Origin of the sequence: Acidipropionibacterium virtanenii (assembly GCF_003325455.1) — a bacterium.
In the GTDB taxonomy this organism is placed as follows: domain Bacteria; phylum Actinomycetota; class Actinomycetes; order Propionibacteriales; family Propionibacteriaceae; genus Acidipropionibacterium; species Acidipropionibacterium virtanenii.
Genome location: NZ_CP025198.1, coordinates 301,175 through 323,104, shown reverse-complemented (window position 1 = coordinate 323,104; position 21,930 = coordinate 301,175). Strand labels below are relative to the sequence as shown.

At 66.7% G+C, this 21,930-nt stretch carries 24 protein-coding genes; 16 read left to right on the top strand and 8 right to left on the bottom strand.

Annotation, left to right across the window (positions count from 1 at the left end):
• The 8 genes from JS278_RS01430 (at position 1) to JS278_RS01395 (ending at position 8,491) form a co-directional block, all read left to right on the top strand.
• The gene (locus JS278_RS01430; protein WP_425451484.1) at positions 1-492 is read left to right on the top strand and encodes a GyrI-like domain-containing protein; all 492 of its coding nucleotides are present in this window, start codon (positions 1-3) and stop codon (positions 490-492) included.
• A gap of 10 nt (positions 493-502) precedes the next feature.
• Positions 503-1,291: a hypothetical protein gene (locus JS278_RS01425; protein ID WP_114043636.1), complete on the top strand. Its 789-nt coding sequence runs from the start codon at positions 503-505 to the stop codon at positions 1,289-1,291.
• 45 nt (positions 1,292-1,336) lie between these two features.
• Entirely contained in the window at positions 1,337-2,503 is a 1,167-nt protein-coding gene (locus JS278_RS01420; RefSeq protein ID WP_114043635.1) for a lipid II:glycine glycyltransferase FemX, read from the top strand.
• Complete coding sequence (locus JS278_RS01415) at positions 2,500-3,570, top strand: alanine racemase (protein ID WP_114043634.1); 1,071 nt, start codon at positions 2,500-2,502, stop codon at positions 3,568-3,570. The genes JS278_RS01420 and JS278_RS01415 overlap by 4 nt, the downstream gene beginning before the upstream one ends.
• A 48-nt stretch (positions 3,571-3,618) precedes the next feature.
• Positions 3,619-4,350, top strand: coding sequence for a hypothetical protein (locus tag JS278_RS01410; RefSeq protein WP_147243120.1), 732 nt, complete (start codon positions 3,619-3,621; stop codon positions 4,348-4,350).
• A gap of 88 nt (positions 4,351-4,438) precedes the next feature.
• On the top strand, positions 4,439-5,659 hold the full coding sequence (locus JS278_RS01405; RefSeq protein ID WP_114043632.1) for an NAD(P)/FAD-dependent oxidoreductase: 1,221 nt from the start codon (positions 4,439-4,441) through the stop codon (positions 5,657-5,659).
• Between the two features lie 56 nt (positions 5,660-5,715).
• Positions 5,716-7,008: an aminotransferase class I/II-fold pyridoxal phosphate-dependent enzyme gene (locus JS278_RS01400; protein ID WP_114043631.1), complete on the top strand. Its 1,293-nt coding sequence runs from the start codon at positions 5,716-5,718 to the stop codon at positions 7,006-7,008.
• Positions 7,009-7,096: 88 nt separating this feature from the next.
• Positions 7,097-8,491 (top strand): FAD-binding oxidoreductase, encoded by a 1,395-nt coding sequence (locus JS278_RS01395; protein WP_114043630.1) that lies wholly within the window; start codon positions 7,097-7,099, stop codon positions 8,489-8,491.
• A 17-nt stretch (positions 8,492-8,508) separates the two neighbouring features.
• On the opposite strand, the gene JS278_RS16725 is transcribed toward JS278_RS01395, so the two are convergent.
• From JS278_RS16725 to JS278_RS15945, 4 genes are all read right to left on the bottom strand, one after another.
• Positions 8,509-8,568 carry a hypothetical protein gene (locus JS278_RS16725; protein WP_425451483.1) on the bottom strand — a complete coding sequence of 20 codons (60 nt, stop codon included), beginning with the start codon at positions 8,566-8,568 and terminating at the stop codon, positions 8,509-8,511.
• A 32-nt stretch (positions 8,569-8,600) separates the two neighbouring features.
• Positions 8,601-8,861 (bottom strand): type II toxin-antitoxin system RelB/DinJ family antitoxin, encoded by a 261-nt coding sequence (locus tag JS278_RS01385; protein ID WP_114043628.1) that lies wholly within the window; start codon positions 8,859-8,861, stop codon positions 8,601-8,603.
• Positions 8,862-9,047: 186 nt separating this feature from the next.
• On the bottom strand, positions 9,048-9,224 hold the full coding sequence (locus JS278_RS15950) for a hypothetical protein (protein WP_181833793.1): 177 nt from the start codon (positions 9,222-9,224) through the stop codon (positions 9,048-9,050).
• Between the two features lie 302 nt (positions 9,225-9,526).
• A complete protein-coding gene (locus tag JS278_RS15945) occupies positions 9,527-9,697 on the bottom strand; it encodes a hypothetical protein (protein WP_181833792.1) in 171 nt (56 codons plus the stop codon).
• A 127-nt stretch (positions 9,698-9,824) separates the two neighbouring features.
• On the opposite strand from JS278_RS15945, the gene JS278_RS01375 reads away from it, so the two are divergent.
• Positions 9,825-10,925, top strand: a complete 1,101-nt coding sequence (locus JS278_RS01375; RefSeq protein ID WP_245935162.1) for a sensor histidine kinase — start codon at positions 9,825-9,827, stop codon at positions 10,923-10,925.
• Here the strand turns inward: JS278_RS01375 and JS278_RS01370 are convergent.
• Entirely contained in the window at positions 10,887-11,531 is a 645-nt protein-coding gene (locus JS278_RS01370; protein WP_114043625.1) for a response regulator transcription factor, read from the bottom strand. The two genes, JS278_RS01375 and JS278_RS01370, sit on opposite strands and share 39 nt — an antisense overlap.
• Before the next feature lie 161 nt (positions 11,532-11,692).
• On the opposite strand from JS278_RS01370, the gene JS278_RS15780 reads away from it, so the two are divergent.
• The 3 genes from JS278_RS15780 (at position 11,693) to JS278_RS01360 (ending at position 15,119) form a co-directional block, all read left to right on the top strand.
• Complete coding sequence (locus tag JS278_RS15780; RefSeq protein ID WP_147243119.1) at positions 11,693-12,382, top strand: hypothetical protein; 690 nt, start codon at positions 11,693-11,695, stop codon at positions 12,380-12,382.
• A gap of 359 nt (positions 12,383-12,741) precedes the next feature.
• Positions 12,742-13,440, top strand: a complete 699-nt coding sequence (locus JS278_RS01365) for an ATP-binding cassette domain-containing protein (RefSeq protein ID WP_114043624.1) — start codon at positions 12,742-12,744, stop codon at positions 13,438-13,440.
• A gap of 38 nt (positions 13,441-13,478) precedes the next feature.
• The gene (locus tag JS278_RS01360) at positions 13,479-15,119 is read left to right on the top strand and encodes a hypothetical protein (RefSeq protein ID WP_147243118.1); all 1,641 of its coding nucleotides are present in this window, start codon (positions 13,479-13,481) and stop codon (positions 15,117-15,119) included.
• A gap of 12 nt (positions 15,120-15,131) precedes the next feature.
• On the opposite strand, the gene JS278_RS01355 is transcribed toward JS278_RS01360, so the two are convergent.
• Positions 15,132-15,533 (bottom strand): type II toxin-antitoxin system VapC family toxin, encoded by a 402-nt coding sequence (locus tag JS278_RS01355; protein WP_114043622.1) that lies wholly within the window; start codon positions 15,531-15,533, stop codon positions 15,132-15,134.
• Positions 15,534-15,536: 3 nt separating this feature from the next.
• A complete protein-coding gene (locus tag JS278_RS01350; protein ID WP_114043621.1) occupies positions 15,537-15,770 on the bottom strand; it encodes a FitA-like ribbon-helix-helix domain-containing protein in 234 nt (77 codons plus the stop codon).
• 504 nt (positions 15,771-16,274) lie between these two features.
• On the opposite strand from JS278_RS01350, the gene JS278_RS16720 reads away from it, so the two are divergent.
• The 4 genes from JS278_RS16720 (at position 16,275) to JS278_RS01330 (ending at position 20,405) form a co-directional block, all read left to right on the top strand.
• Positions 16,275-16,580 carry a lactococcin 972 family bacteriocin gene (locus tag JS278_RS16720; protein WP_114043620.1) on the top strand — a complete coding sequence of 102 codons (306 nt, stop codon included), beginning with the start codon at positions 16,275-16,277 and terminating at the stop codon, positions 16,578-16,580.
• A gap of 104 nt (positions 16,581-16,684) precedes the next feature.
• Entirely contained in the window at positions 16,685-18,742 is a 2,058-nt protein-coding gene (locus tag JS278_RS01340) for a bacteriocin-associated integral membrane family protein (RefSeq protein WP_147243117.1), read from the top strand.
• A 17-nt stretch (positions 18,743-18,759) separates the two neighbouring features.
• The gene (locus JS278_RS01335) at positions 18,760-19,524 is read left to right on the top strand and encodes an ATP-binding cassette domain-containing protein (protein WP_114043618.1); all 765 of its coding nucleotides are present in this window, start codon (positions 18,760-18,762) and stop codon (positions 19,522-19,524) included.
• Positions 19,525-20,015: 491 nt separating this feature from the next.
• Complete coding sequence (locus tag JS278_RS01330; RefSeq protein ID WP_147243116.1) at positions 20,016-20,405, top strand: sensor histidine kinase; 390 nt, start codon at positions 20,016-20,018, stop codon at positions 20,403-20,405.
• Between the two features lie 270 nt (positions 20,406-20,675).
• Here the strand turns inward: JS278_RS01330 and JS278_RS01325 are convergent, their stop codons facing one another.
• Positions 20,676-21,929, bottom strand: coding sequence for an anaerobic glycerol-3-phosphate dehydrogenase subunit C (locus tag JS278_RS01325; RefSeq protein WP_114043616.1), 1,254 nt, complete (start codon positions 21,927-21,929; stop codon positions 20,676-20,678).
• Position 21,930: the final 1 nt, after the last annotated feature.

The following is a 21,930-nucleotide window of genomic DNA, read 5'->3' as shown; positions in this document are numbered from 1 at the left end:
ATCCCACGCCCCACCGGCCTGAGGCGGGTCGGGGCCCAGACCGTCCTCAGCCTGCGCCGACGCATCTCCATCGACGAGCTGGACGACCACATCGAGTCGTCGATGCGTCTGCTGGAGTGCCTGGCGCCGGTCGCCGCGCCGCACTTCGTGGTGTACTGCGACGGGCTGGAGACCGGCAAGGACGGCACCGTCGAGGTCTGCCAGCCTGTCGACGAGCACGCCCCTCACCACCAGGACCTGCCTGCCGCGGTGGTGCGACGTATCGAGGATGCCCACTGCGAGGCCTGGGTCACCGTCACCCGGGCCGAACTCGCCTACCCCGAGATCGACGACGTCTACGACGAGTTGGACGCCGCCTGCCGTCGACGGGGCTGGGAGCGCCATGGCGCCCCCCGGGAGGTCTACTGGGCCAACTGGGACTTCCTGAGGATGGACGATCCGGCATGCGACGTCTGCTTCCCGATCGTGGACCCTGACCTCGCACTCCCCTAACCTGCGGAACGTGAAGTTCCTCATCTACCTCATCGCCCTGGTCGTCGTCCTGGTGATCTCCTATTTCGTCAAGAAGAACCGCAGCGGGAAATGGACCGAGCTGTCGGCCCGCCGGGGCTGGCAGTGGATCGGCGACGCGAAGCCGCGCATCGACGAGCGCCTGGCCAGCGGCCCCTTCGGCACCGGCTCGAACAAGGATGACGAATACGTCATGCACGGCATCTTCGACGGGCTGGACGTCCTCTCGGGGATCTACTCCTACCAGACCGGTTTCGGGCGCAGCCGCACCACCTACTCGCTGCGCTACGTCGCCACGATGGGGCCGCAGACGCCGACCCTCCAGCTCATCAAGGGAGGCTGGTGGGTCAACCGCAAGAAGGCGACCATCACCTTCCCCGATCCGGAGTTCAACAAGCGCTGGAACATCACCGGGGACGAGGGCTTCGTGCGCGCCGTCATCACCCCGCAGGTGGCCGGCTTCCTGATGGGCCTGGACAAGAACTGCGGATTCCTGCTGGAGAACGGGCTGCTCACCGCCTGGATCCGCGGCGGCACCGGGAAGGTCGACGAGGACGGACTGAACTGGGCCTGCCGCCAGCTCACCAGCTTCATCAACATCATCCCCGAGAACGTCAAGGCCGCCTTCCCGCAGGGGTTCCCGCGGCCGGACGGCTCGGGACCGGCTCCCCTGCCGGGCACACCGGCCCCGGCCGTGGCAACCGCTCCCAACACGCCGTCCCTCGGCGCCGGCGGGCACCACGACGGCGTGTCGGGAGCAGATGCCCCACCCCGCCGGTAGGCTCCCCGCACTCACGGGCACCCGTCGTACCCGTATGGTGTCCCTGTGATTCAGGTACGCCAGATCTCCGCCGACCAGCATCTCGCCTTCCTCCACGACTGGGCCGCACCGGGCTCGGCCGCCGAGGAGACGGTGAGCTTCCTCCAGACGCCGGCCTGGGGGAAGGTCAAGCAGGAATGGCTCAGCGAGTCCGTCGGTATCATCCGCGACGCCGGCGAGCTGATCGGCACCGGTCTGGTGCTCTACCGCAAGGTGCCCAGGCTGAAGCGCTACCTGGCCTATCTTCCCGAGGGCCCGGTACTCGACTGGACCACCCCCGATCTGCCGGAGGTCCTTGAGGCGCTGCGCGACCACGTCAAGGCGCGCGGCGCCTTCGCCCTGCGCATCGGCCCGACGGTGCCGCACCAGACGTGGCGCAAGGACGCCATCAAGACCGCGATCTCCGACGAGTCGATCACCGCCCTGTCCCAGGCCCCCGCCGACGTCACCAATCTTCACGCCACCCGGTTGGCCAACGAGCTGCGGCACCTGGGCTGGCGTCCTCCCAAGGATTCCGAAGGGTTCGCGGCCGGCCAGCCGAAGTTCAACTTCCAGCTGCCGCTGGTCACCTGGGACGACGGGGTGCGCACCCGCAGGTCCGAGGACGAGGTGCTGTCGGGGATGAATCAGCTGTGGCGCCGCAACATCCGCAAGGCCGCCAAGAAGGGCGTCGAGGTGAGTCGCGGGGGCCGCGACGACCTGTCCGCCTTCCACCAGATCTATGTGGAGACCGCCGGGCGCGACGGCTTCACCCCCCGGCCGCTGGAGTACTTCCAGACCATGTGGGACGCCCTCAACGGCGAGGACCCGGACCGCATGCACCTCTACCTGGCCCATCATGAGGGCGGTCTGGTGGCGTCGACCACCTGGGTGCATGTGGGCCGCCACACCTGGTACTCCTACGGAGCCTCCACCAGCGCCAAGCGCGAGGTGCGCGGCTCCAACGCCATCCAGTGGCAGATGATCCGCGACTCGATGGCCGTCGACGCCGACGTCTACGACCTGCGCGGGATCACCGAGGGGCTGGCCGCCGACGACCCGGAGCTGGGGCTCATCCAGTTCAAGGTGGGCTCGGGCGGCGAGGCCGTCTCCTACATCGGCGAGTGGGATCTGGTGATCGATCCGCTGCTGTACAAGGTCTTCGACTGGTACATGAACCGGAGGTCGCGATGAGCCTGGTGCTGCACGTCGACGCCGCCGCCTGGCGGGCCCACCAGGATTCCGTGGTCGCGGGAGATCCCGGCATCGTCCCGGTGGCCAAGGGCAACGGCTACGGCTTCGGGCTGCCCCGGCTGGCCGGCGAGGTGCGTCGGCTCGGTCTGGACCGCCTGGCGGTGGGGACGGCCGAGGAGGTCGCCCTGGTGCGCGGCAGCGCCGATGAGCACGGCGTCCGGACCGGTGGCGCCGAGCACCCCGGCTTCCCGGGTGACGTCGTGGTGCTGACGCCGTGGCGTCCCGGAGACGCCGTGGCCGAGGCGGCGCTGGCGGATCCGGGCGTCATCACGACGCTGTCACGGGTCGAGGACGTGGCCGCCGTGGCGAAGGCCCATCCGGGGGCGCGGGTGATCCTGGAGGCGCTCACCTCGATGCGGCGCTATGGGATGCGCCCCGACGAGTTCGAGGCCGCCGTGGCGGCCGCCGAGGGGCTGGAGATCGTCGGCTGGACCATCCACCTGCCGATGATCGGGGAGCATCTGGGCGAGGCCACCGACCTGGCCACCACCGCCCTGTCGGCCTGCACCGTGCCGCTGTGGGTCTCCCACCTGAGCCCCGACGATCTGGACCGGCTGCGTCAGACTTTCCATGTCGAGGTGCGCCACCGGGTGGGCACCGAGCTGTGGCTGGGGGCCCACGACGCCCTGCACTACCGGGCGAGCGTCCAGGACGTCCACGACGTGACAGCTGCAGAACGGGTCGGGTACTGGCAGCGGCGGGCCGGCCGGCGTCATCACCGGCTGGCGATCGTCTCCGGTGGCACCGCCAACGGCGTGGCCATGCAGGCGCCCACCGCCGCCGCGAATGGCCGGCAGGTCGTCCAGACGCTGGCCAACGGCGTCATGGAGGCGGGCCGGATGGCCCTGTCGCCGTACTCGGCCGGAGGTCGCAAGCTGTTCTTCGCCGAACCCCCGCACATGCAGGCCAGTCTGCTGTGGGTGCCCGACTCGGTCGACGTCGGCGACGAGCTCGAGGTGACGATGCGCGCCACCACCGCCACCCCCGACCGGACCGTCGTGGAGTGAGGTGGCCGATCACCCCGTCTGTGACATCGACGGCATACCATTGCCCGGGTGAGTGGTTTCGACTGGGCGTACCGCAGCAGCGTGCCAGGGGTGGGATGGACCCCCCGCGACGAGTCCCTGCTGCGCACCGCATTCGCGATCCACTGCATCCTCACCGATCACTATGCCGAGGTGCCCGGGATCCCGGTGCCCTTCGCGGTTCCAGGACACTTCCCCCAGAACCGGGTGATCGCCACGGCCCCCTTCACGCTGTACTCCTTCCAGGCGGCCAGTGACGGATCCTACGTGCATGACAACGGGTTCTTCTTCGCCACCGGCCAGTACGGACTGGCGATGACGGCCGGTGTCGGGCTCGCCAGGGCGATCGGCAACTCGCAGCGCCGGGCCAACGCCCAGGCGGACGCCACCCGGATGTGGCGTCCACTCGATCAGGGGAACATCTTCGTCAACATCGACGGCTTCCATCTCGTGACCGCCGGCGACCTGGCGGGCTGGGACTGGGGAAGCATTGTCATGGGCCAGATGGTCCAGCGCGGGCAGTTCGCCATGGTGGGCGACTCGGAGTTCGGACGGGTGAGTTACGTCATCGAGTCCGATCTGGCCGAACTCGTCTTCTTCCTGTGGGCGGCCCACCGGCAGCCCCAGCACCCCCAGCTGTATCAGCGGGTGTGGTTGCTGCCGGAGTGGCTGGACAAGTATGACGCGGTCCGTCGCCCCGACGACATCGACTACTGGAACCAGTCGGTCCTCGGGGACCGCGCCCTGCCGCCGGGGCTGTGAGGTCCTCCCTCTCATCCGTCCCGCGTCCTGTCGCACAGATCCCACGCTGCGCAACAATGGCAGGACGATCACCATCGAAGGAGATCCTATGAGCAGTCCACGAGACGTCGTTGTCATCGGCGGAGGCCTGGCCGGGGCGAAGACCGTCGAGGCGCTGAGGGAACAGGGCTTCGGCGGGACCGTCACCCTCATCGCAGCGGAGCAGAACCTGCCCTACGAGAGACCACCGCTGTCGAAGGGGTTCCTGGCCGGCAGCGACTCCTTCGAGGACGCCGTCACCCACACTCGCGACTGGTACGACGAGAACCAGATCGACCTGCGGCTGTCCACCCGGGCCACCGCGATCGACACCGCGAGGCACACCGTCACCCTCGATGAGGGTTCCCCGCTCCATTACGACAAGCTCGTCCTGGCCACCGGATCCAGCCCCCGCACGCTCACCGTGCCCGGAGCCGGTGCGGAACGCGTCCACATGCTGCGGACCAGGCAGGATGCCGAGTCGCTGCGCGCCGAGTTCGGCCAGGACCGGCGCCTGGTGGTGATCGGCGCCGGCTGGATCGGCCTGGAGGCCGCGGCCGTGGCACGGGCGAAGGGCGGCGTCGTCACCGTCGTCGCTCCCAGTACCATTCCGCTGGCCGCCGCCCTGGGAGACCGGATGGGCACCGTCTACGCGAAGCTCCACCGCGAGCACGGCGTCGCCTTCCGGCTGCGCACCTCAGTCGCCGAGATCACCGCGACGGCGGGCAGGGCCACCGGGGTGAAGCTCACCAGCGGGGAGACGATCGGGGCGGACGCGGTGCTGGTGGGCATCGGCGCGGTGCCGAATGCGGAACTGGCCGAGGCCGCCGGGCTGGCTGTGGACAACGGCGTGCTGGTCGACGCCGGACTGGCCACCAGCGACCCGGACATCTACGCCGTCGGTGACATCGCCAATGTTGACCATCCCGTCCTGGGCACCAGGATCCGGGTGGAGCACTGGGCCACGGCGTTGAACCAGCCGGCGGTCGCGGTGACGAATCTGCTCGGCGCGAACGCCACCTGGGACGAGCTGCCGTACTTCTTCAGCGATCAGTACGACGTCGGCATGGAGTACTACGGCTCGCCCGGGGAGGAGGACTCCCTGGTGATCCGCGGGAGCCTCGACAAGCGGGAGTTCGTGGCCTTCTGGACCGACGCGAACCGCATCACCGCGGTGATGAACGTCAACGTGTGGGATGTCATCGACGCGGTCAAGCCGATCATCGCGGCGAGGAGGTCCGTCGATCCTGCCCGGCTGGCCGACCCGGAGATCCCGTTCGCCGAGCTATGACGCTCACGGGCTGAACATTCATAGCCTCGGTGCCCGGCTCCTGAGACACTGGGTCGATGAGTGAGAACGCCGAGGATCTCCGCACACCGGCACCGATCACCGGCCCCTGGCGACGCACCGCCGCGGGAGCCGGGCTGCTGGCCGCCGACGGCCGGGTGGCGCCGACGATCTTCACCGAGATGACGGCCCTGGCCACCGCCACCGGCGCGCTCAATCTCGGGCAGGGATTCCCCGACGACCCGGGCCCGGCACAGGTGCTCGACGCCGCCGGCGACGCCATCGCAGCCGGCCGCAACCAGTACCCGCCGCTGCCAGGCATCCCTGGCCTGCGCACCGCGATCGCCGCTCATCAGAAGCGTTTCTACGGCCTGGACGTCGACCCCGACACCGAGATCCAGGTGACGATGGGCGCCACCGAGGCGATGGCCGCGACCCTTCTGGCTCTCGTGGAGCCGGGCCAGGAGGTGGTCACCATCGACCCCTTCTACGACGCCTACGCCGCGGTCATCGCGCTGGCCGCAGGTGTGCAGAGGCCCGCGCCGCTGACCCTCGACCGCGACGCCGCGGGCCGGCCCACCGGCTTCCGCCTCGACCTGGGAGCGCTGCGCCAGGCGGTCACCGATCGCACCCGGGCGATCATCGTCAACACCCCGCACAATCCCACCGGCACCATGCTCGGGCGCGCCGACCTGGAGCAGATCCTGGCGGTGGCGAAGGAGCACGGCGCCTACGTGATCACCGACGAGGTCTACGAGCACCTCACCTTCGCCGGGCCACACGTCCCGATGGCGAGCCTGCCCGGGGCCCGCGGCACCGTGATCTCGATCTCCTCGGCCGGCAAGACCTTCTCGGTGACCGGCTGGAAGATCGGCTGGATCACCGCCGCGCCGGAGCTGGTCACCGCGATCCGCACCGTCAAGCAGTTCCTCACCTTCGCCGGCGGCGGCCCCTTCCAGACCGGCGTGGCGGCCGGGCTGGGCCTGGGCGACGAGGTCTTCGACCAGGTGCGGGAATCCCTGAAGGAGCGCCGCGACCTGCTGGTCTCGGGGCTTCGGTCCGCGGGCTTCGACGTCGTCGTCCCCGACGCCGGCTACTTCACGGTCGCCGACGCCGCCCCGCTGGGCTTCGAGGACGGCGCCGAACTGTGCCGCCAGATGCCCGAACAGATCGGTGTGGCCGCCGTCCCCGTCTCGGCCTTCACCAGCCCCGCGGGGCCCAACGCGGCCAGAATGGGCTCACTGGTGCGATTCGCCCACTGCAAATCGGCGAGCAGTATCCACCAAGCGGTCGAGCGCCTCCAGAAACTCCAGGCCCCCGCCACCATGCCCCGCGTTCGTCCAGGAAGTTGACGTTGGTCCTGGAATTCCGGGACGAACGCCAACTTTCCGGAGGGAGGCCGGACATCACCTGGCACCCACCTCACCACAGGAGATTCCCATGACCGCACTTGCCACGGATCCCGCGCCCGCTTCGGTCGCCGCACTGCGTGCCGCCCTTCCCGGCGTCGTGCTCGACGACTCCCCCACCGCCCTCGCCGCACACCGCACCGACCGTTCGGCGATGCCCGGCGACCCGAACCCCCTGGTGGTGGCCCGGCCGGCGTCGACGGAACAGGTGTCGCAGCTGCTGGCATACGCCAACGCCCATCGGATCCCGGTCGTCCCGCAGGGCACCCGCACCGGCGTGGCGGGGGCGGCGTCAGCCGTCGACGGGGCGATCCTGCTGGACCTCACCGCGATGGACCGGATCGTCGGCATCGACGCCGACGACATGATCGCGGTGGCCCAGCCCGGTGTCATCGTCTCCGACCTTGCTGCGGCCGCCGCGAGCCGGGGCCTGTTCTACGCCCCCGATCCGGCGTCGGCGCAGATCTCCACACTGGGCGGCAATGTGGCCACCAATGCCGGCGGGATGCGCTGCATCAAGTACGGCGTGACCCGCGAGTCGGTGCGGTCCTTGGAGGTGGTGCTGGCCGACGGCACGATCCTGCGCACCCGCCCCAACACCATCAAGACCGTCGGCGGGCTGGATCTCACCGGGCTCATCGTGGGCTCGGAGGGGACTCTGGCGGTCATCACCGAGATCACCGTCAAGCTACTGCCGGCGCCGGGACCCGAGCGCGGCGTGCTGGGGCTTTTCCCCTCCGTCGCGCAGGGACTCGCCGCCACCAACCGGATCGCATCGGGATCACGCACCCCGGCCCGGCTGGAGTTCATGGACGGCCGGTGCCTGGAGGCCATCCGCAAGCACATTCCCGATGCCCCAGTCCCCGCCGAGGCGAACGCGTGGGCGCTCGCGGTCACCGATGCCCGCGATGGAGCCGAGGAGGACCTGACGAGTTTCGAGGAGATCTTCACCGACGCCGGGGCGACGACGGTGCAGCGGGCCACCAGCGCCGAGGAGCTGGAGGCCATTCTGGAGGCCAGGCGCCAGCTCCAGCCGAGCGCCCGTGGACTGCTCGGCGGGTCGGTGGAGGGCGATATCGCGGTGCCCCGCAGTGCACTGGCTGCCTTCAGTGCAGGAGTCGCCGAGGTGGAGAACGCCTACGACGTCACGATCGCCCTGGGCGGGCATGTGGGCGACGGCAATCTGCACCCGATCGTGGCGTACACGCCGGCCGAGGGGGCCCGGGCGAGGGCCGATGAGGCGGTCATGACGCTGAGCCGGCTGGCCCAGGAGCTGGGCGGGACGATGTCGGGCGAGCACGGCGTGGGGCTGGAGAAGCTGCCCGCCCTGGACACCGAGATGGCTCCAGCGGCCCTGGACCTGCAGCGCCGGATCAAGGCGCTTTTCGACCCGAACGGCATCCTCAACCCGGGCAAGAAGTACTGAGCCCGGGCTCGCGCACCTTACCGGTAGTGCCCGCGACAGGAGACGATGTAGAGGACCCTGTCCTCGACTTTGTACACGAGCCGGTTCGCCTGGTCGATCCGCAACTTTCTCAACGCGGCTCTTCGATGGGATTGTGCTCTTGGCTATGTCCGGCCCTCATACGGTCGAAAACCGCGTCCATCTGACGGCTGAAGTCCGCCTCCGTCGGTACCGGGGCGACGACCGGGAAGGGGAACCCACGGTAGGCGACGAACTGCCGTGCGAAGATGTTGAACGCCGCCGAGGACGAGAGCCCCAGGCTCCTGGCGACCTGATCCACCTGTTCCTTGAGCTCAGGATCGATACGAATGTTGAGGGTGGTTGCAGGCATGACGGCCTCCAGCGACGAAGAACTGACCAAGCATGCTCAGCCTACCACAACTGGTAGACGTGGTACAGACATCGTGCCACTACTGCATCACTTCTCGTGCAGGATATGGCGGACCCGCAAACCGAGACTCCGGGACGACGCCGGCCCATCTGGCCATGGCGACCGTGACCGGACACCAGTTCCGCCTCAGGACAGGGGACGGTCCTCGCGGGTGTACAGCTGCCGGATCTCCTGGAGTTCCCGGCGGATCTTCGACGTGTTGTACGCGGTGACGATCAGACTGATGAGGACCACACAGGCGACGACAATGCCCACCACCAGTCCGCCGATCGAGAGGGCGGCAATCGCACTTTCAGTTCCCATGGGTCTCTCCATTCACATTCCTGTCGACCATATCGGCCGACTTCACCACACTCAGGGACACTACGACGCCGACGTTGCTCCGTCGAGGGAATGGATCGAACTCTTCCCGATCGGACAGAAGAATGCCCGATCGGGCGATTGTCGACAAATGGGTTCTTCGACCGGTCCAGAGATCTGGCTGCCGGGCGCACCATCTCACGCACGAACGCCTGGCATCAACGGGTCATTCAGGCTCCACGTTCGTCCGACGTGTTGGAGGGCGCGAGGTGGCCCGGGAGTTCATCTGCGGCGAAACCTGAGCCTCAGGCCACCAGGTCCCCGGCGGGGGCGGCCGCGACGTGCCGATGGCAACCGGGCCACCATGGATGTCTGTCGCAGAAGGCCTCGGGATGACTCACCACGGGGGTGTTGACCGCCAGCAGCACTGCGGCCAGGGCCATGACGGCCAGACGTCGCAACCGGGGAATCATCATGACTGCTCCATCGTCGAACCAGATCGTCAACGCATCGTCCCACTCCCGGCCGCCGGAAGGACCCCTCCGGGGATTCCCGACCCCCCAGTTCCCCGCCTCATCGGCCAGAACCCTTACGATCATGGTCATGAGCACCCGGACCAGCCCCCTACGTCGCCTCCTGGGTGGCGGAGCCGTGGAGGTGGGTTTGGCACTTCTGCTGCTCGCCATGGACGTCGTGCCCTTCCGGCCGGGCAACGAGGCCGTGGTCGCCCTGTTGGTGGAACTGGCAGCCTGCGTCGGCGCGGCACTCACGGCCTGGCATCCCCGCATCGGGGCCGTGATCGCCTGCGTCGGCTTCGGCGGTCTGGCGCTGCTGCCCGACGACCTAGTTGGCATGACCCTCTATGCCCCGATGATCGTCATCCTGTCGTGCGCCTGGCATGAGGAGTTCTGGACCGCGGCGGCGACATCACTGTGGGGATATGTCGTGTCCCTGTGGATGTCCTTCAACAACACAACGACGCTGGCGGAGGATGCGCAGGCCACCGTGCTGTGGCTCGGCTTCTACGCCCTTCCATGGGTGATCGGCCTGGCTCTGCGCAACACCGAGGTCTCCGAACGTCGACGTCTCGTCGCCCGTGCCGAGAATCAGCGCCGGGAGATCGCCGCCGAGTTGCACGACAACGTCACCCATGAGTTGGCCCTCATCACCATGGCGGCCGAGAATGCACGCATCGACCCCGGGATCGATCGCGACTCGGCACTGACCGATATCGCAGCCCGGAGCCGGCGCAGCTCGGTCTATGTCACGAATTTCGTCAAACTGCTGCGCGTGGGTCGCACCTCACCCGCGGTCTCCTTCTCCCAGGAACTCCAGCGGGGCCATGACGCCCTCTCGAACGCCGGCTTCAATCTGGACATCTACACCGATTGTGACGTCGAGACCATCTCCCCGGTGATATCGAATGCAATGGGCCGTATCAGCCATGAGGCGATCAACAACATCATCCGGCACGGAAATCCGTCCGAACCGTGCGAAGTCAGTGTGAAAGCGTCGAGGACCAGGCTCGCCGTCTCGTTCAGGAATGCCACGGAGTCCGTTTACGACGGAGACGATCTTGGCATCATCGGCATGCGAGAACGGGCCGAGGGGATCAACGGCACCCTCGAGACCCGTCTGTCGGACGGCTACTGGTCGGCGACGGTGTCAATCCCGATCACCATGACCGACGACGGCATCTCCTGAGTACGCCGCCAGCCCCGCCCGGCCTCTCACGCCGGCCCGCCGGCACAGCGCCGAGACCGTCTGCTTCACCCACGACGCCGACATGTTCAGCTCCTCGGCGATCTGCGCATTCGTCGAACCTGTCTGGACGAGCCTGAGCACCTCACGTTCCCGCGGGTCGGCGAGCCAGTCCACCAGGCCCTGCCCGCCCGCAGCGGACTGCCGGATGAACTCAGGAGCCAGCAACGAGACGCCGGACGCCACCAGGCGGACGGCCGCGACCATGTTCTGAGGGCTCACATCCTTGGTCAACGCACCGAGCACCGTCTGCCGCAGGGCACCGCGCACCGGCACCTCATCGGGATACGACGTGACATACAGGATCTTGCAGCCGCTCCCTGACGCCGCCAGCCCCGAAGCTACGGCGGGCCCCGTCATACCGGGCATCCGGACGTCGAGCAGCAGCACCTCGATGTCATCCCGGGAAACGCCGGCGATGGCGTCAGCCCCGGAGCCGTACATCCCGCACACCCGCAGGTCCGAGGCACCCGAGAGATAGACCCCCAGTTGACGACGTACCACATCGCTGTCGTCGCAGATCCCGACTCTGATAACCCCTCCGCTCATAGCCGAATCATAGCTCCCGGGGACGGCTTCCAACGGCCCGGGGTACGAAATGTCGACAATTGCCCGATCGGGCAGAGTTCGCCTGAACCTCTTGACGCCTCATCGACTTCAGGAGCAGAGTCCATCCTGTCAGTGCCTAGCCAATGCGAAAGGACATTTCAGTGAAGAAGTTCCAGGATAAAACGCTCTCAAGAATTGCAGTCATTTCGGCGATAGTTTCACTTGCCATGTCGTCTTCGACACTGTCGGCGTCGGCGGATTCAGGAGCACCTCGACCAAATCCACTGGCCTCAGACGACCGGCAGTCCGTATCAAGTTACCTCTCCGAATATGGCGCCTCAGAGCAACAAATCTCAAAAATCATCAGCAACCTTGAAAAAGGCATCCTTCCCGACGCAGCTAAAGGCGGCTCTCCATCCGCGACAAAAGAAGTGAAAGCCAATGGCGTAACGCAAACGATCTCTACCTATCCAGATGGATCAATGTCAGTGATAGAAGTTTCTGATCCAAGCGCGAAAACTAATGGGAACCTCGGAACCCGATCCGCCTCCGTAACGAGCTGCAAGAAGGTAGCGGCGCATACCTACCAGAATTGTTATGCACAAGCGAAAACTCCAGTTATCACCTGGAGCTTCAGATTCAACTTCGGCCCGAAAACAATCACAAAGCACTGGAACGGTGCGTACGCTTCCAGAGGCGCTGTCGTGTCGAACCCTCACTTTGTATGGATGAGTTCAACCGTCGAGAAGTACGGAGGCCAGCTCACCTATGGCGGTGTATACAGCGGAAGTAGCTATCTCAAGGTTGGAGTCACTCCAGACCATGCCACCGCTTCTCTCGTGAGTGCATAAGAGGAGGTGAGTCTCTTGGCTACAGAAAATGCCATTCTTATTCTCGTGATTGCCAGCTGTATTATCACACTCCTCGTATTGTGCATTCTTGGCGTCATTGGGTACAGGCTTCTGAAGTATCTCAAGAATGAGAGAAATCAGTAGCCCTTTCGTAGCCATCCAAGTGATGGGTGAGTTCCAGCGGCATCAGGGTCTATGTGAACCACACCCGAACTCATTTCGTGAAGCGTCCAAGACCGAACTACCGTGACCGGCAGCGCCGTAGAACGAATGGGTCCTTTCCACAGCGACCACCTCGCCCACCAGTGTTCCGATCAGATCGTCTTCAACCGCGCCAGTTGATAGGAGAACATGCACAGATGACACTGACTGTCGACGAGCTGACGGTGCAATACCGAAGGCGAACCGCCGTCGACGCGGTGTCCTGGCGGTTGGATGAGGGCTTCCACGCGCTGCTGGGCCCCAATGGCGCGGGGAAGTCCTCACTGCTGCGCGCCATCGCCACCCTGCAGCCGGCGTCGGGAATCGTCGAGCTCGACGGACGCACCGGGACGGCGATCCGCGAACAGCTGGGCTACTGCCCCCAGGAGAACCTCGGCAGATCACGGTTCACGGTGCGCGAGCACCTGGCCTACTTGTGCTGGCTGCACCGGATACCCGACTCCAAAACCCCGGCCGAGGTGGATCGCGTCGTCGAACTGGTATCTCTCACCGACCGTGCCGACGATCGCATCTCCGCCCTGTCCGGTGGAATGCGCCGTCGGGTCGGCATCGGCTCGGCCCTGGTGGGACGGCCATCCCTGGTGATCCTTGACGAACCCTCGGCGGGGCTGGACGTCGCCCAGCGTGAATCGCTGTCGGCAGTGCTGCAACGCGTCGCAGCCGACGCGATCACGATCGTGTCGACCCACATCGTCGAGGACGTGCTCGACCACGCCGACACCCTGACCGTGATGGATCAGAGCCGCTTCGTCTTCAGCGGGGCCTTCGACGAGTTCGCCGGATCACGCGATCTGGAGGCCGTGCGCTCCCGCTATCTGGAGATGGTGACGCCGTGAGCCGTGGCATCACCCTGTGGGGCCGCCATCACCACGTCATGCCATGCATTGCGGTGGCCGTTCTCGCCGCGGCGGCCGTGCGCGGCCTGGTGCTCCTCATCGCCGCCGACGGGGGCACGGTGGAAGTCGCGCCGCTGTGGGTGGCCACCGTCGCGGCCGTCCCGCCGTTGTTCATGTTCACCACCGAGACCGATGCCGACCGCGCTGCCCCGCGCTCCCTGGCGGCCCGCCGGTGGACGCTGCTGGGCATCGCGGTCCTGGTGTCCGGGCTCATCTCCCTGGCCGCCTTCCCCACTACCATCGGCGAGTGGGGATTCGTGGCCGCCTGGCGCGACGCCGTCGCCCTGCTCGGCCTGGGCCTGCTGAGCCTGACGGTCCTTCCTCCTGCTGCCATCTGGGTGACGCCGCTCGTGGCGGCCCTGGCATCGATGCTGTTCTCCTGGCCTCTCCACCCGACACTGTCCCTGGGGCTCTGGGGGGCGCTGCACGCACCCGCGGACGCATTCCTGGACCCTGGCGTGCCGAACCTCAGCATCCCGCTGTGCCTGCTGATCGGCGTCGCCGGGATCGCCACCTTCGCCAACGGCCTGACGTGGGCTCCCCGGACATTCACCTCGAAGGCCCAGCAGCCCCGCCAGAACGCCATGACCCATCGACGCTCTGGTACCCGAGGCATCAGGTCGGCCTCGCTGACCGTGCCGATGGCCTGCCTGGTGGCGGTGGTCTCGGCCTGGCCCTGGATGACGTCGCTGTCCGGGTGGGGCGGCAGCCCCAGACTCCTGCTGGCCTTTGAGGTGCCCGGCTCGGTCTTCATCGCCGTGGCCTGCGCGGTGCTGCTGGGAGTGGTGAGCGGCCAGTACCGATGGCGCAGCGGCGTCGCCGTATGGCAGCGGCTCTCCACGCGCCCCGCATGGACGTTACCCGCCCGGGCGGCAGGGAAAGCCGCGGCCACAGCCGTCGCCGCAGTGGGCGCACCGGCCCTGGCGATGGCGCTCGTGACGGCCGGCGACCTGGCCCGTCATGGGGTGGGCGCCGACGTCGTCGCCACCGAGTTCTTGGCCGGCTGGCCGCCCACTCTCCTCGTCCTGGCCGAGGTGGCCGTCGGCGCGGCACTGGGAGCCTGCGCGGGCTGGTGGACCGGCCGGATCTGGATGGCCCCAGCCTGCCTCATCGTTGCGCTGGCCGTGATGATCGCAGTACCCCGCCCGCCGGGCCAGGACGTCGACCGGAAGTGGGCTGAGCGCTACGGCTACACCGCCTGCCAGACGGTGCCCGGTCACGACGTCCGGGTCTGCGCCCCCGCTCCCGACAAGGGGTATCTGCCGGCCGCCGCCGCGTCCCTCTCACAGATCTACAGCCAGTCGCCTCATCCCGAGGCCCTGCCTCGCCTGGTACGCCTGACCACCACGGGCACCATGGGCGGCAATATCCACCCGAAGGGCTTGAACAACCCACCCGACATCGGTGCCCACGGCAGCCGCGGTCTCGCCCCGCCCCACCAATTCGCCTCTGACGCGATGTCCTCAACGGATGCCGGTAGATCCTTGGCCTATTCCACCGAGGCATGGTGCACCGGCACTGATCTGCTCGACCTGCAGAAGCTCTTCGGCGTCGACGAGTACGCGCAGACCCCCACCATGGACAAGACCCTCGCCGCACTGAAGACATGCCGGGTCTGAGCGTCGACAGCATCACGAGATGACGCGGATCTGGCATCGGGCCGCACCGGAACGGGAGATGCGCGCATCGGCCGTCACCAGAGTCAGGCCATGGCTCTCGGCCACTGCCACATATGCCGCGTCGTAGGCGCTGAGGTTCGCGCGAAGCTCGCAGACCCGGACCAGGGCCGGGACGGTCGGCAAGGTGAGCACCGTGACCCTCCCAAGCCAGGCAACGACCCTGGCCGCACGCTCCGGGCTGAGCGTGCCGGCCAGGCTCAAACCCCGGACTACCGACATCACCTCGATCCGCCAGTGCTCCGGCACCGCCCAGTCCAGATCCTCGCGCAGGATCCGCCGAGCCGAGAGAACCCGCGAATCCCGGTCGGCGTCGCCGAATAGCAGGGCCGCAGCGGAGCCATCGACGACGATCACCGCTCACCGTCCCTGACGGCCGGCGTCCAGAGCCTCCAGGACCTCGTCGGCCCCGAAGCCCGGCTCGTGAGGCCATGCCGAGATCTCGTCCACCAGAGCTGCATTACGGGCGAATCCAGCCTCCCGCATGACGACGTCGCGCAGAAAGCTGTTCAGGCTCTGACCGTTCTGACGCGCTCTCTCGGCGAGGAGGTCACGAGCATCCTCGGGGACGTCGCGGATCTGAAGTGCTGGCATGCATGCATTTTACATGCAGCCATCCCGAGCACCGCCTCTGCCCGAGCGCGCCGGCGGAAGTTGACCGACATGGGAACCTCATCGGCGGACCGGTTCTTCTCCGACATGGTCCCGCGCGCTGACCCGACCACTGGGGCCCGACCGGCTGGAGTACGAAATGTCGACAATTGCCCGATCGGGCAGAATCACTACCCGATCGGGCAGAGTTTCCGGTTCCTCCTTGACCACCCACAAACCCCACTGGAAAGATCCGGTTCGAGGTCAATGACAGATCCGGCAGCACTCATCGAGAGCCACGAACCCTCGATCGTTCGGTACAAGGAGGTGACGACACCGCGCGAGACTTCAGGACTTGATGCATACCGTTCTCTAGGGCCCAGTCGAGACCGACGAAAAGTGATCAGATCACGCTCTGACGACATCTTTCTGCGTTCCAAGACGGAGCCGTTCCTGCGTGAACGCGATGCACACGTGCGACGGCAGAATTCATGAAGGAGAATATCAATGAAAATCTCGAAGATCCGAAGCGCCTTGAGCGTGGCCGCTGTGGCGGCACTGCTCGGGGCGGGCCTCGCCCCGACGGCGTGGGCGAGCGGAGCAGGTGGAGGGAATTTCACCTGCGTGCAGACCAGTAGTGTGCCCAGAGTCGGGCACATCACATCCACCTACTACCATGCGAGCCGCTCACACTACGCGACAGCGAAAGGCCGAAGCTACCAAACCATAAGCGCTGGGGCGGGAAAAACCGCTAAGGCCGTGGCGGAGCGCGCTTCGAGTGGCAACGCCTGCTACTGGGGCTTCAACAGCTAGAGCTCCTTCGATCAGCGGGACCTTGGGTGAGGAGCCGGCCTCTTGACGACTGTCACCCAAGGCCCTGCCATCGAGGGATAAATCGCCGCGAGAGGATATCAAAGGTGCACCGGGTCGCACGAGCTTCTATTATAGTTTCGGTCATTTTTACCGCCGTGCTAACATTTCAGATTTTCATATCTGTTGACGAGGCCCAGCCCGCCGGAACACACACCACGTTCACTATCGACCATGTTGATTCTCCGAAAAAATCTGCCGCGCTTCGTGCGATTGATGAGTCGGCCAGTCGACTCCATATCAATATCTTCAAGATTCAGGCTGGAACGACCAACTCATTCCAGACCCGGACGTTGTACGCCTTCATCGGCGACCGGGACTCGCTCTCCCGCTCCGGTGGCTACTCCTACCCGATATTCTCTACTCAATCCCAGAGAACCACGATCACACCGGCGGACCGGATCACCACAGAGGACTTGCGCGGCGTCTACGCCACCAGCGCTGATCACTCCCAGATGACGTCGATCCTTGCCGATCTTCGCAAAGCTGGAATCAGTGCGGATGACTCGACCGCCACAGGTCTTGAGATCTTCGTGTACGCCTTGGGCCCGGCGAACCTCGGGGCTGCTTTCGTCATCGTGTACGTCGCACTCGCCCTGGCTTTGGCGTACTCGGGAACCACCAACCGCAAGGCTCACGCCATCAAGAGCCTGCACGGTTACGGTCGCGCGCCAATCCTGGGAGCCGAGCTCGGCAGTGCAGGGGCAACCTTCGGGCTCGGCCTCGCTGCCCTGCTGCTGGTCGGCACTCCGGTGCTCTGGGCGGTCACCAGGTTCCATCAGGTCTGGAGATTCGCCGGGTTCCTGGGCACAGGTCTGGGGGTCCTCGCTCTTCTGACAGCCGTCCTCGTCACCGTGCTGGGCGGAGTCGCAACCCTGCGGCACCGGATCCCCGAGGTGCTCAAAGGCGAACGCGCTCCCCTGGCCGACGGGGTGCTGGCCGCCGCCACGCAGGTGATAGTGCTCGCGGTGGTGCTGGCAAGCATCTCTGGAGCCATGTGGCGCATCGAGGCCGTCAGCCGAACGTCCCGTGAATTGAGCCGATGGTCTCAGATGCCTCCTGCATATGCCCTCAGACTCAGTACGGCCAGCACACACGACGACGACCTCCGTGACGCCCCGGCACTGACCTCCATCATCTCCCGCATGGACCGGCAGGGAACTGTTCTCATGACCGGATACAAGGGTGGCGAACTCGCCAATGGTGGCGATGGCACCACGCCACCTGGGCCCGAGGGATCCAACTCCATGATCGTCAACCCGAAGTACCTCGGTGTCCAGCCCGTCTTGGGCACCGACGGCCACCGGATCCGCAATATCGCGACCGCCCGGAATGGCTTCACCCTGCTGGTCCCCGCGTCCTATCAAGGTGACGTAGGCGCACTGCTGGCCACCTACACCAAATACTTCAAGGAATACAGCTGCCTGCTGGGCGCCCCTAAATCCACGCCACCTTGCGCCCCGCACGGCCGGGTGATCCGCACTGCCGCCGGACAACAACTGTTCACCTTCAAAGGCACCGATCCCTCTCCCGCGGAGGACCAGGAGAGAACATCACTGACCGATCCCGTCCTAGCGGTCGTCTCACCATCATCTGGACTCATCGGCCCCATGGAATACCTCTCCTACACCTCCCTGAACTCTGTGCTGTTCTTTGATGCCGATGACCTTGAGCAGCAACTGACCCGTGCCGGCATACGAGGCCATTTCCAGGGCATCGACAACGCCGCCGACGCCGTCACCGAGACCCTGGCCGCCTCCAGGCTCGAGCAGCGCATGGACGTCTTCGGGATATCCCTCGGCTTGGTGGTGCTGATCCTGGCGACCATGGTGAGCGCCGCCGTCTACTGCGACCGGCGCCGGCGAACCAGCTTCGTCCAGCTCCTCCACGGCTACGGCTTCACCCGTCGGCACGGGCCGTTGCTGGCCGGAGATCTCGGCCTGGCCGTCCTGACAGCCACCGCCACCATGATGATCGGCGGCATGCACCTCCCCCGCGATCTCGCGGCAGCCGCCATCCTCGTCGCCGCACAGGTCAGCGTCGCCGCGCTCTTCGTGAGGGTCTACGAGACCCGGTCCCGCGCCGACTTCATCAAGCGTCCCTGAGACAGGAGCAGCCCCCTATGACCGCCATCACCACGACCGCCGCCACGACGACGTCGCTCAAGGACGCCCCCTTCACCCTCACCGCGACAGGCCTCACCAAGACCTTCGGGAACCGGACCCTGTGGGACGGGTTCTCCTTCACCGCCGAATCGGGCACCATGACCGCGATCACCGGGCCCTCGGGCGCCGGCAAGACCACCCTGCTCAACTGCGTGGGCCTGCTCGAGGGATTCGACGCCGGCCAGATCGTCTACGGCCCGTGGTCATTCACCGGGGGGCCACGCCATCATGTGGGCGCCCGGGAGCGCAGCTGCCTGCGCGAGGTGCTCGGATTCCTGTTCCAGAACTACGGTCTGGTCGAGACCTGGAACGTGCGGCGCAACCTCATGGTGCCCCTGCGAAACCGGCGGGGGCTCACGTCCAGGGCCCGGGACTCCATGATCGCCCAGGCACTGGAACGAGTCGGCCTGCCCGGGACGCAGACGACCATGATCTACACCCTGTCGGGCGGGGAGCAGCAGCGCGTGGCCCTGGCCCGCCTCATCCTCAAGAACCCGTCCGTGGTGCTGGCCGACGAGCCGACATCGGCCCTCGACCACGCCAACCGCGACCTCGTCCTCGGCGTCCTCCGGCAGCTGGCTGACGACGGAGCCCTGGTCCTCATCGCCACCCACAGCGACCACGTCGCCGATCGCTGCACGGGCCAGGTTGGGCTTAGCCCGGCCGACCAGGAACGGAGACACGGAGCAGGCCAGAGGCCGGCCGCCACCAGTCCGTCGTGAACTCTCCGCCCCCGGCTGTCCGGACGCACCGGCCGGACCCTACGATCGTGCCCATGAACTCCCGGGCCGCCACCCTGCGCCGCTACCTGGGCAGTGGTCTGGTCGAGGTCGGCGACGACCTTCTGGGGATACCTCGTCTCGGTGTGGATCACCTTCCGCAACACCACGACCGCGCACGAGGACATCCAGGCCACCATCGTCTGAATCGGCTTCTACGCCCTGCCCTGGCTCATCGGACTGGCTCTGCGCAACACCCAGTTGTCCGAGCGCCGGCAACTCGCCGCTCGCGCCGAGGCCCAGCGCCGTGAGATCGCCGCAGAGCTGCACGACAACGTCACCCACGACCTGTCCGGCCATCGTCACCCAGGCCACCGCCGCCCAGAACGCCCTCAACCGGGGAGACCCCGACGTCGACCCCGCGAAGACCTCTGGCGGACATCGCCTCCAGAGGCAGTCGCACCGCCACCTACCTGCACAACCTCATGGCCCTCATGCGGGTGTCCGAGCCGTCGTCGGCCGCCGCCTCCTTCTCCCGCGAGCTCCAGGACGGCGCGGAACGCCTGGCCACGGCCGGATTCAAACTGGAGATCTACACCGACCACAACGTCGACGCCCTCCCCTCGGCCATCTCGGACGCCTTGGGGAAGATCACCCGTGAGGCCCTCAACAACATGGAGCAGTTCGGGGATTCGGGAGAGCCCGCAGAGGTCACCGTCTCCGCCGGGGAGCACCGCATCGCGGTGGCCTTCCGCAACGTCACCGGCCAGGACGAGCCCGCTGGCAGTCGTCCCGAGCGGCGGGGATCGTCGGGATGCGGGACCGTGCCGAGGCCATCGGCGGCACTCTGGAGACCCGCCTGTCGGACGGCTACTGGTCGGTGACGGCGTCAATGCCCATCACCAGGGTCGGCGACCAGATCACCCGACCCCGCCGGGTCGTCACGCCTTCCGACCCCGCCGGGCCGGGAACCGGCCCCGCCCCCTCGGAGGCAGGCAAATAACTCGGATGCAGTGGAATACAGCTGCATACGAGTCATTTGCCTGCCTCCGTCTGCCGACGTGGAGGTGGATGAGGCCCCAGGGGGCCGAGGCCAGCGACGGGGGCCCGACCCCCACGGACTCACCGCCGGGGGTTTGAAGGGGGTTGCCCCCTCACTTCAACAGATTGTCCGACAGCCCCAGCGCATGGTGCAGGAGCCACACCGGGTGGACGATCTTGACCCCCGACGACTTGGCGATCTGCCAGCGGCAGGTCTCGGTGTCGCAGACGCCCACGCCCTCGTTGTAGTTCTGCATGTGCTCGAAGACGCCCTTGCCGATCTTCTGCGCGGTGTCGTAGCGCTCGGCCTTCAGGCCGTAGGTGCCGGCGATGCCGCAGCAGGGCTCGTTGGACTCAACGACCGTGACGCCGGGGACCAGCTCCATCATGTCGATGGCCGGGAACCCCATTCCCTGGCTCTTGACCTGGCAGGGCTGGTGGTACGGCACCGTGAGATCGACCTCGCGCAGCTCGGAGAGGTCCAGGCGCCCGGCCCGGTACTCCTCCATGATGAACTCGCAGAAGTCCCGCGAGCGCACCGAGACGTTCTCCAGACGGGGATCGTCGACGCCCATGATCTCGTGCGCCTCATGCTTGACCATGCCGATGCACGAACCCGACGACGACACCACGGGAAGTTCGTTGTCGAACTTCAGCAGGTTGTCGCACAGGTTGAGGATGTCCTTGGTGGCGCCCTTGAACAGCCCGTTGGACTGCTTGGCCAGGCCGCAGCAGGACTGCTTGGGGACGAAGACCTCGTAGCCCAGGTGCTCCAGCACCTCGATGCTCTTCTTGGAGGTCTCGGTCTCGAAGTAGCCGCCGGCGCAGCCCTGGAAGAACACGACGGGGCCCTTGGTGGGCTTGACGTCGGTCTTCTTGCGGTGCTTGAGCCACTTGGCCAGGGTCTCGGTGTGGGCGGTGGGCATCGGGGCGTCGCGGTGGATCTTGATGACCTTCTCGATCGCCACGCGCAGCGGCCGGATTCCCAGCGCCCAGTTCGCCACCGGGGCGATGGGCGACAGGAGCATGCCCTCCATATTGGTCTCGGGGATGATCCGGTCCCTCAGCGGCACACCGTTCTGGGCCTTCATCTTCGCCGCGGCCTGCTCGTTGAGCTCGGCGATCTTGACGCCCTGCGGGCAGTTCAGCGTGCAGATGCCGCAGAAGTCGCACCACTCCAGGGAGTGGTCGACCGACGCCCCGTCGCGGAACCGCTCGGCCTGCGGGCCGTTGTACTTCGGTCCGGTGAACAGCGGGTTGGCCTTGGCGACCGGGCACACCGTCTCGCAGATGGTGCACTTGACGCAGTTGTCCAGGGAGGCGCGGGACACCTCGTGCCCGGCGAAGGTCTCCTCAATGACTCCCATT

What these genes read in the sequence shown, in the direction of transcription:
- JS278_RS01365 (WP_114043624.1), top strand. Translation starts at nt 12,742, where the DNA reads ATGACACTGACTGTCGACGAGCTGACGGTGCAATACCGAAGGCGAACC.
- JS278_RS01360 (WP_147243118.1), top strand. Translation starts at nt 13,479, where the DNA reads ATGCCATGCATTGCGGTGGCCGTTCTCGCCGCGGCGGCCGTGCGCGGC.
- JS278_RS01400 (WP_114043631.1), top strand. Translation starts at nt 5,716, where the DNA reads ATGAGTGAGAACGCCGAGGATCTCCGCACACCGGCACCGATCACCGGC.
- JS278_RS15950 (WP_181833793.1), bottom strand. Translation starts at nt 9,224, where the DNA reads ATGGGAACTGAAAGTGCGATTGCCGCCCTCTCGATCGGCGGACTGGTG.
- JS278_RS01330 (WP_147243116.1), top strand. Translation starts at nt 20,016, where the DNA reads ATGCGGGTGTCCGAGCCGTCGTCGGCCGCCGCCTCCTTCTCCCGCGAG.
- JS278_RS01350 (WP_114043621.1), bottom strand. Translation starts at nt 15,770, where the DNA reads ATGCCAGCACTTCAGATCCGCGACGTCCCCGAGGATGCTCGTGACCTC.
- JS278_RS16720 (WP_114043620.1), top strand. Translation starts at nt 16,275, where the DNA reads ATGAAAATCTCGAAGATCCGAAGCGCCTTGAGCGTGGCCGCTGTGGCG.
- JS278_RS01370 (WP_114043625.1), bottom strand. Translation starts at nt 11,531, where the DNA reads ATGAGCGGAGGGGTTATCAGAGTCGGGATCTGCGACGACAGCGATGTG.
- JS278_RS01335 (WP_114043618.1), top strand. Translation starts at nt 18,760, where the DNA reads ATGACCGCCATCACCACGACCGCCGCCACGACGACGTCGCTCAAGGAC.
- JS278_RS01385 (WP_114043628.1), bottom strand. Translation starts at nt 8,861, where the DNA reads ATGCCTGCAACCACCCTCAACATTCGTATCGATCCTGAGCTCAAGGAA.
- JS278_RS15945 (WP_181833792.1), bottom strand. Translation starts at nt 9,697, where the DNA reads ATGATGATTCCCCGGTTGCGACGTCTGGCCGTCATGGCCCTGGCCGCA.
- JS278_RS01375 (WP_245935162.1), top strand. Translation starts at nt 9,825, where the DNA reads ATGAGCACCCGGACCAGCCCCCTACGTCGCCTCCTGGGTGGCGGAGCC.
- JS278_RS01415 (WP_114043634.1), top strand. Translation starts at nt 2,500, where the DNA reads ATGAGCCTGGTGCTGCACGTCGACGCCGCCGCCTGGCGGGCCCACCAG.
- JS278_RS01325 (WP_114043616.1), bottom strand. Translation starts at nt 21,929, where the DNA reads ATGGGAGTCATTGAGGAGACCTTCGCCGGGCACGAGGTGTCCCGCGCC.
- JS278_RS01395 (WP_114043630.1), top strand. Translation starts at nt 7,097, where the DNA reads ATGACCGCACTTGCCACGGATCCCGCGCCCGCTTCGGTCGCCGCACTG.
- JS278_RS01405 (WP_114043632.1), top strand. Translation starts at nt 4,439, where the DNA reads ATGAGCAGTCCACGAGACGTCGTTGTCATCGGCGGAGGCCTGGCCGGG.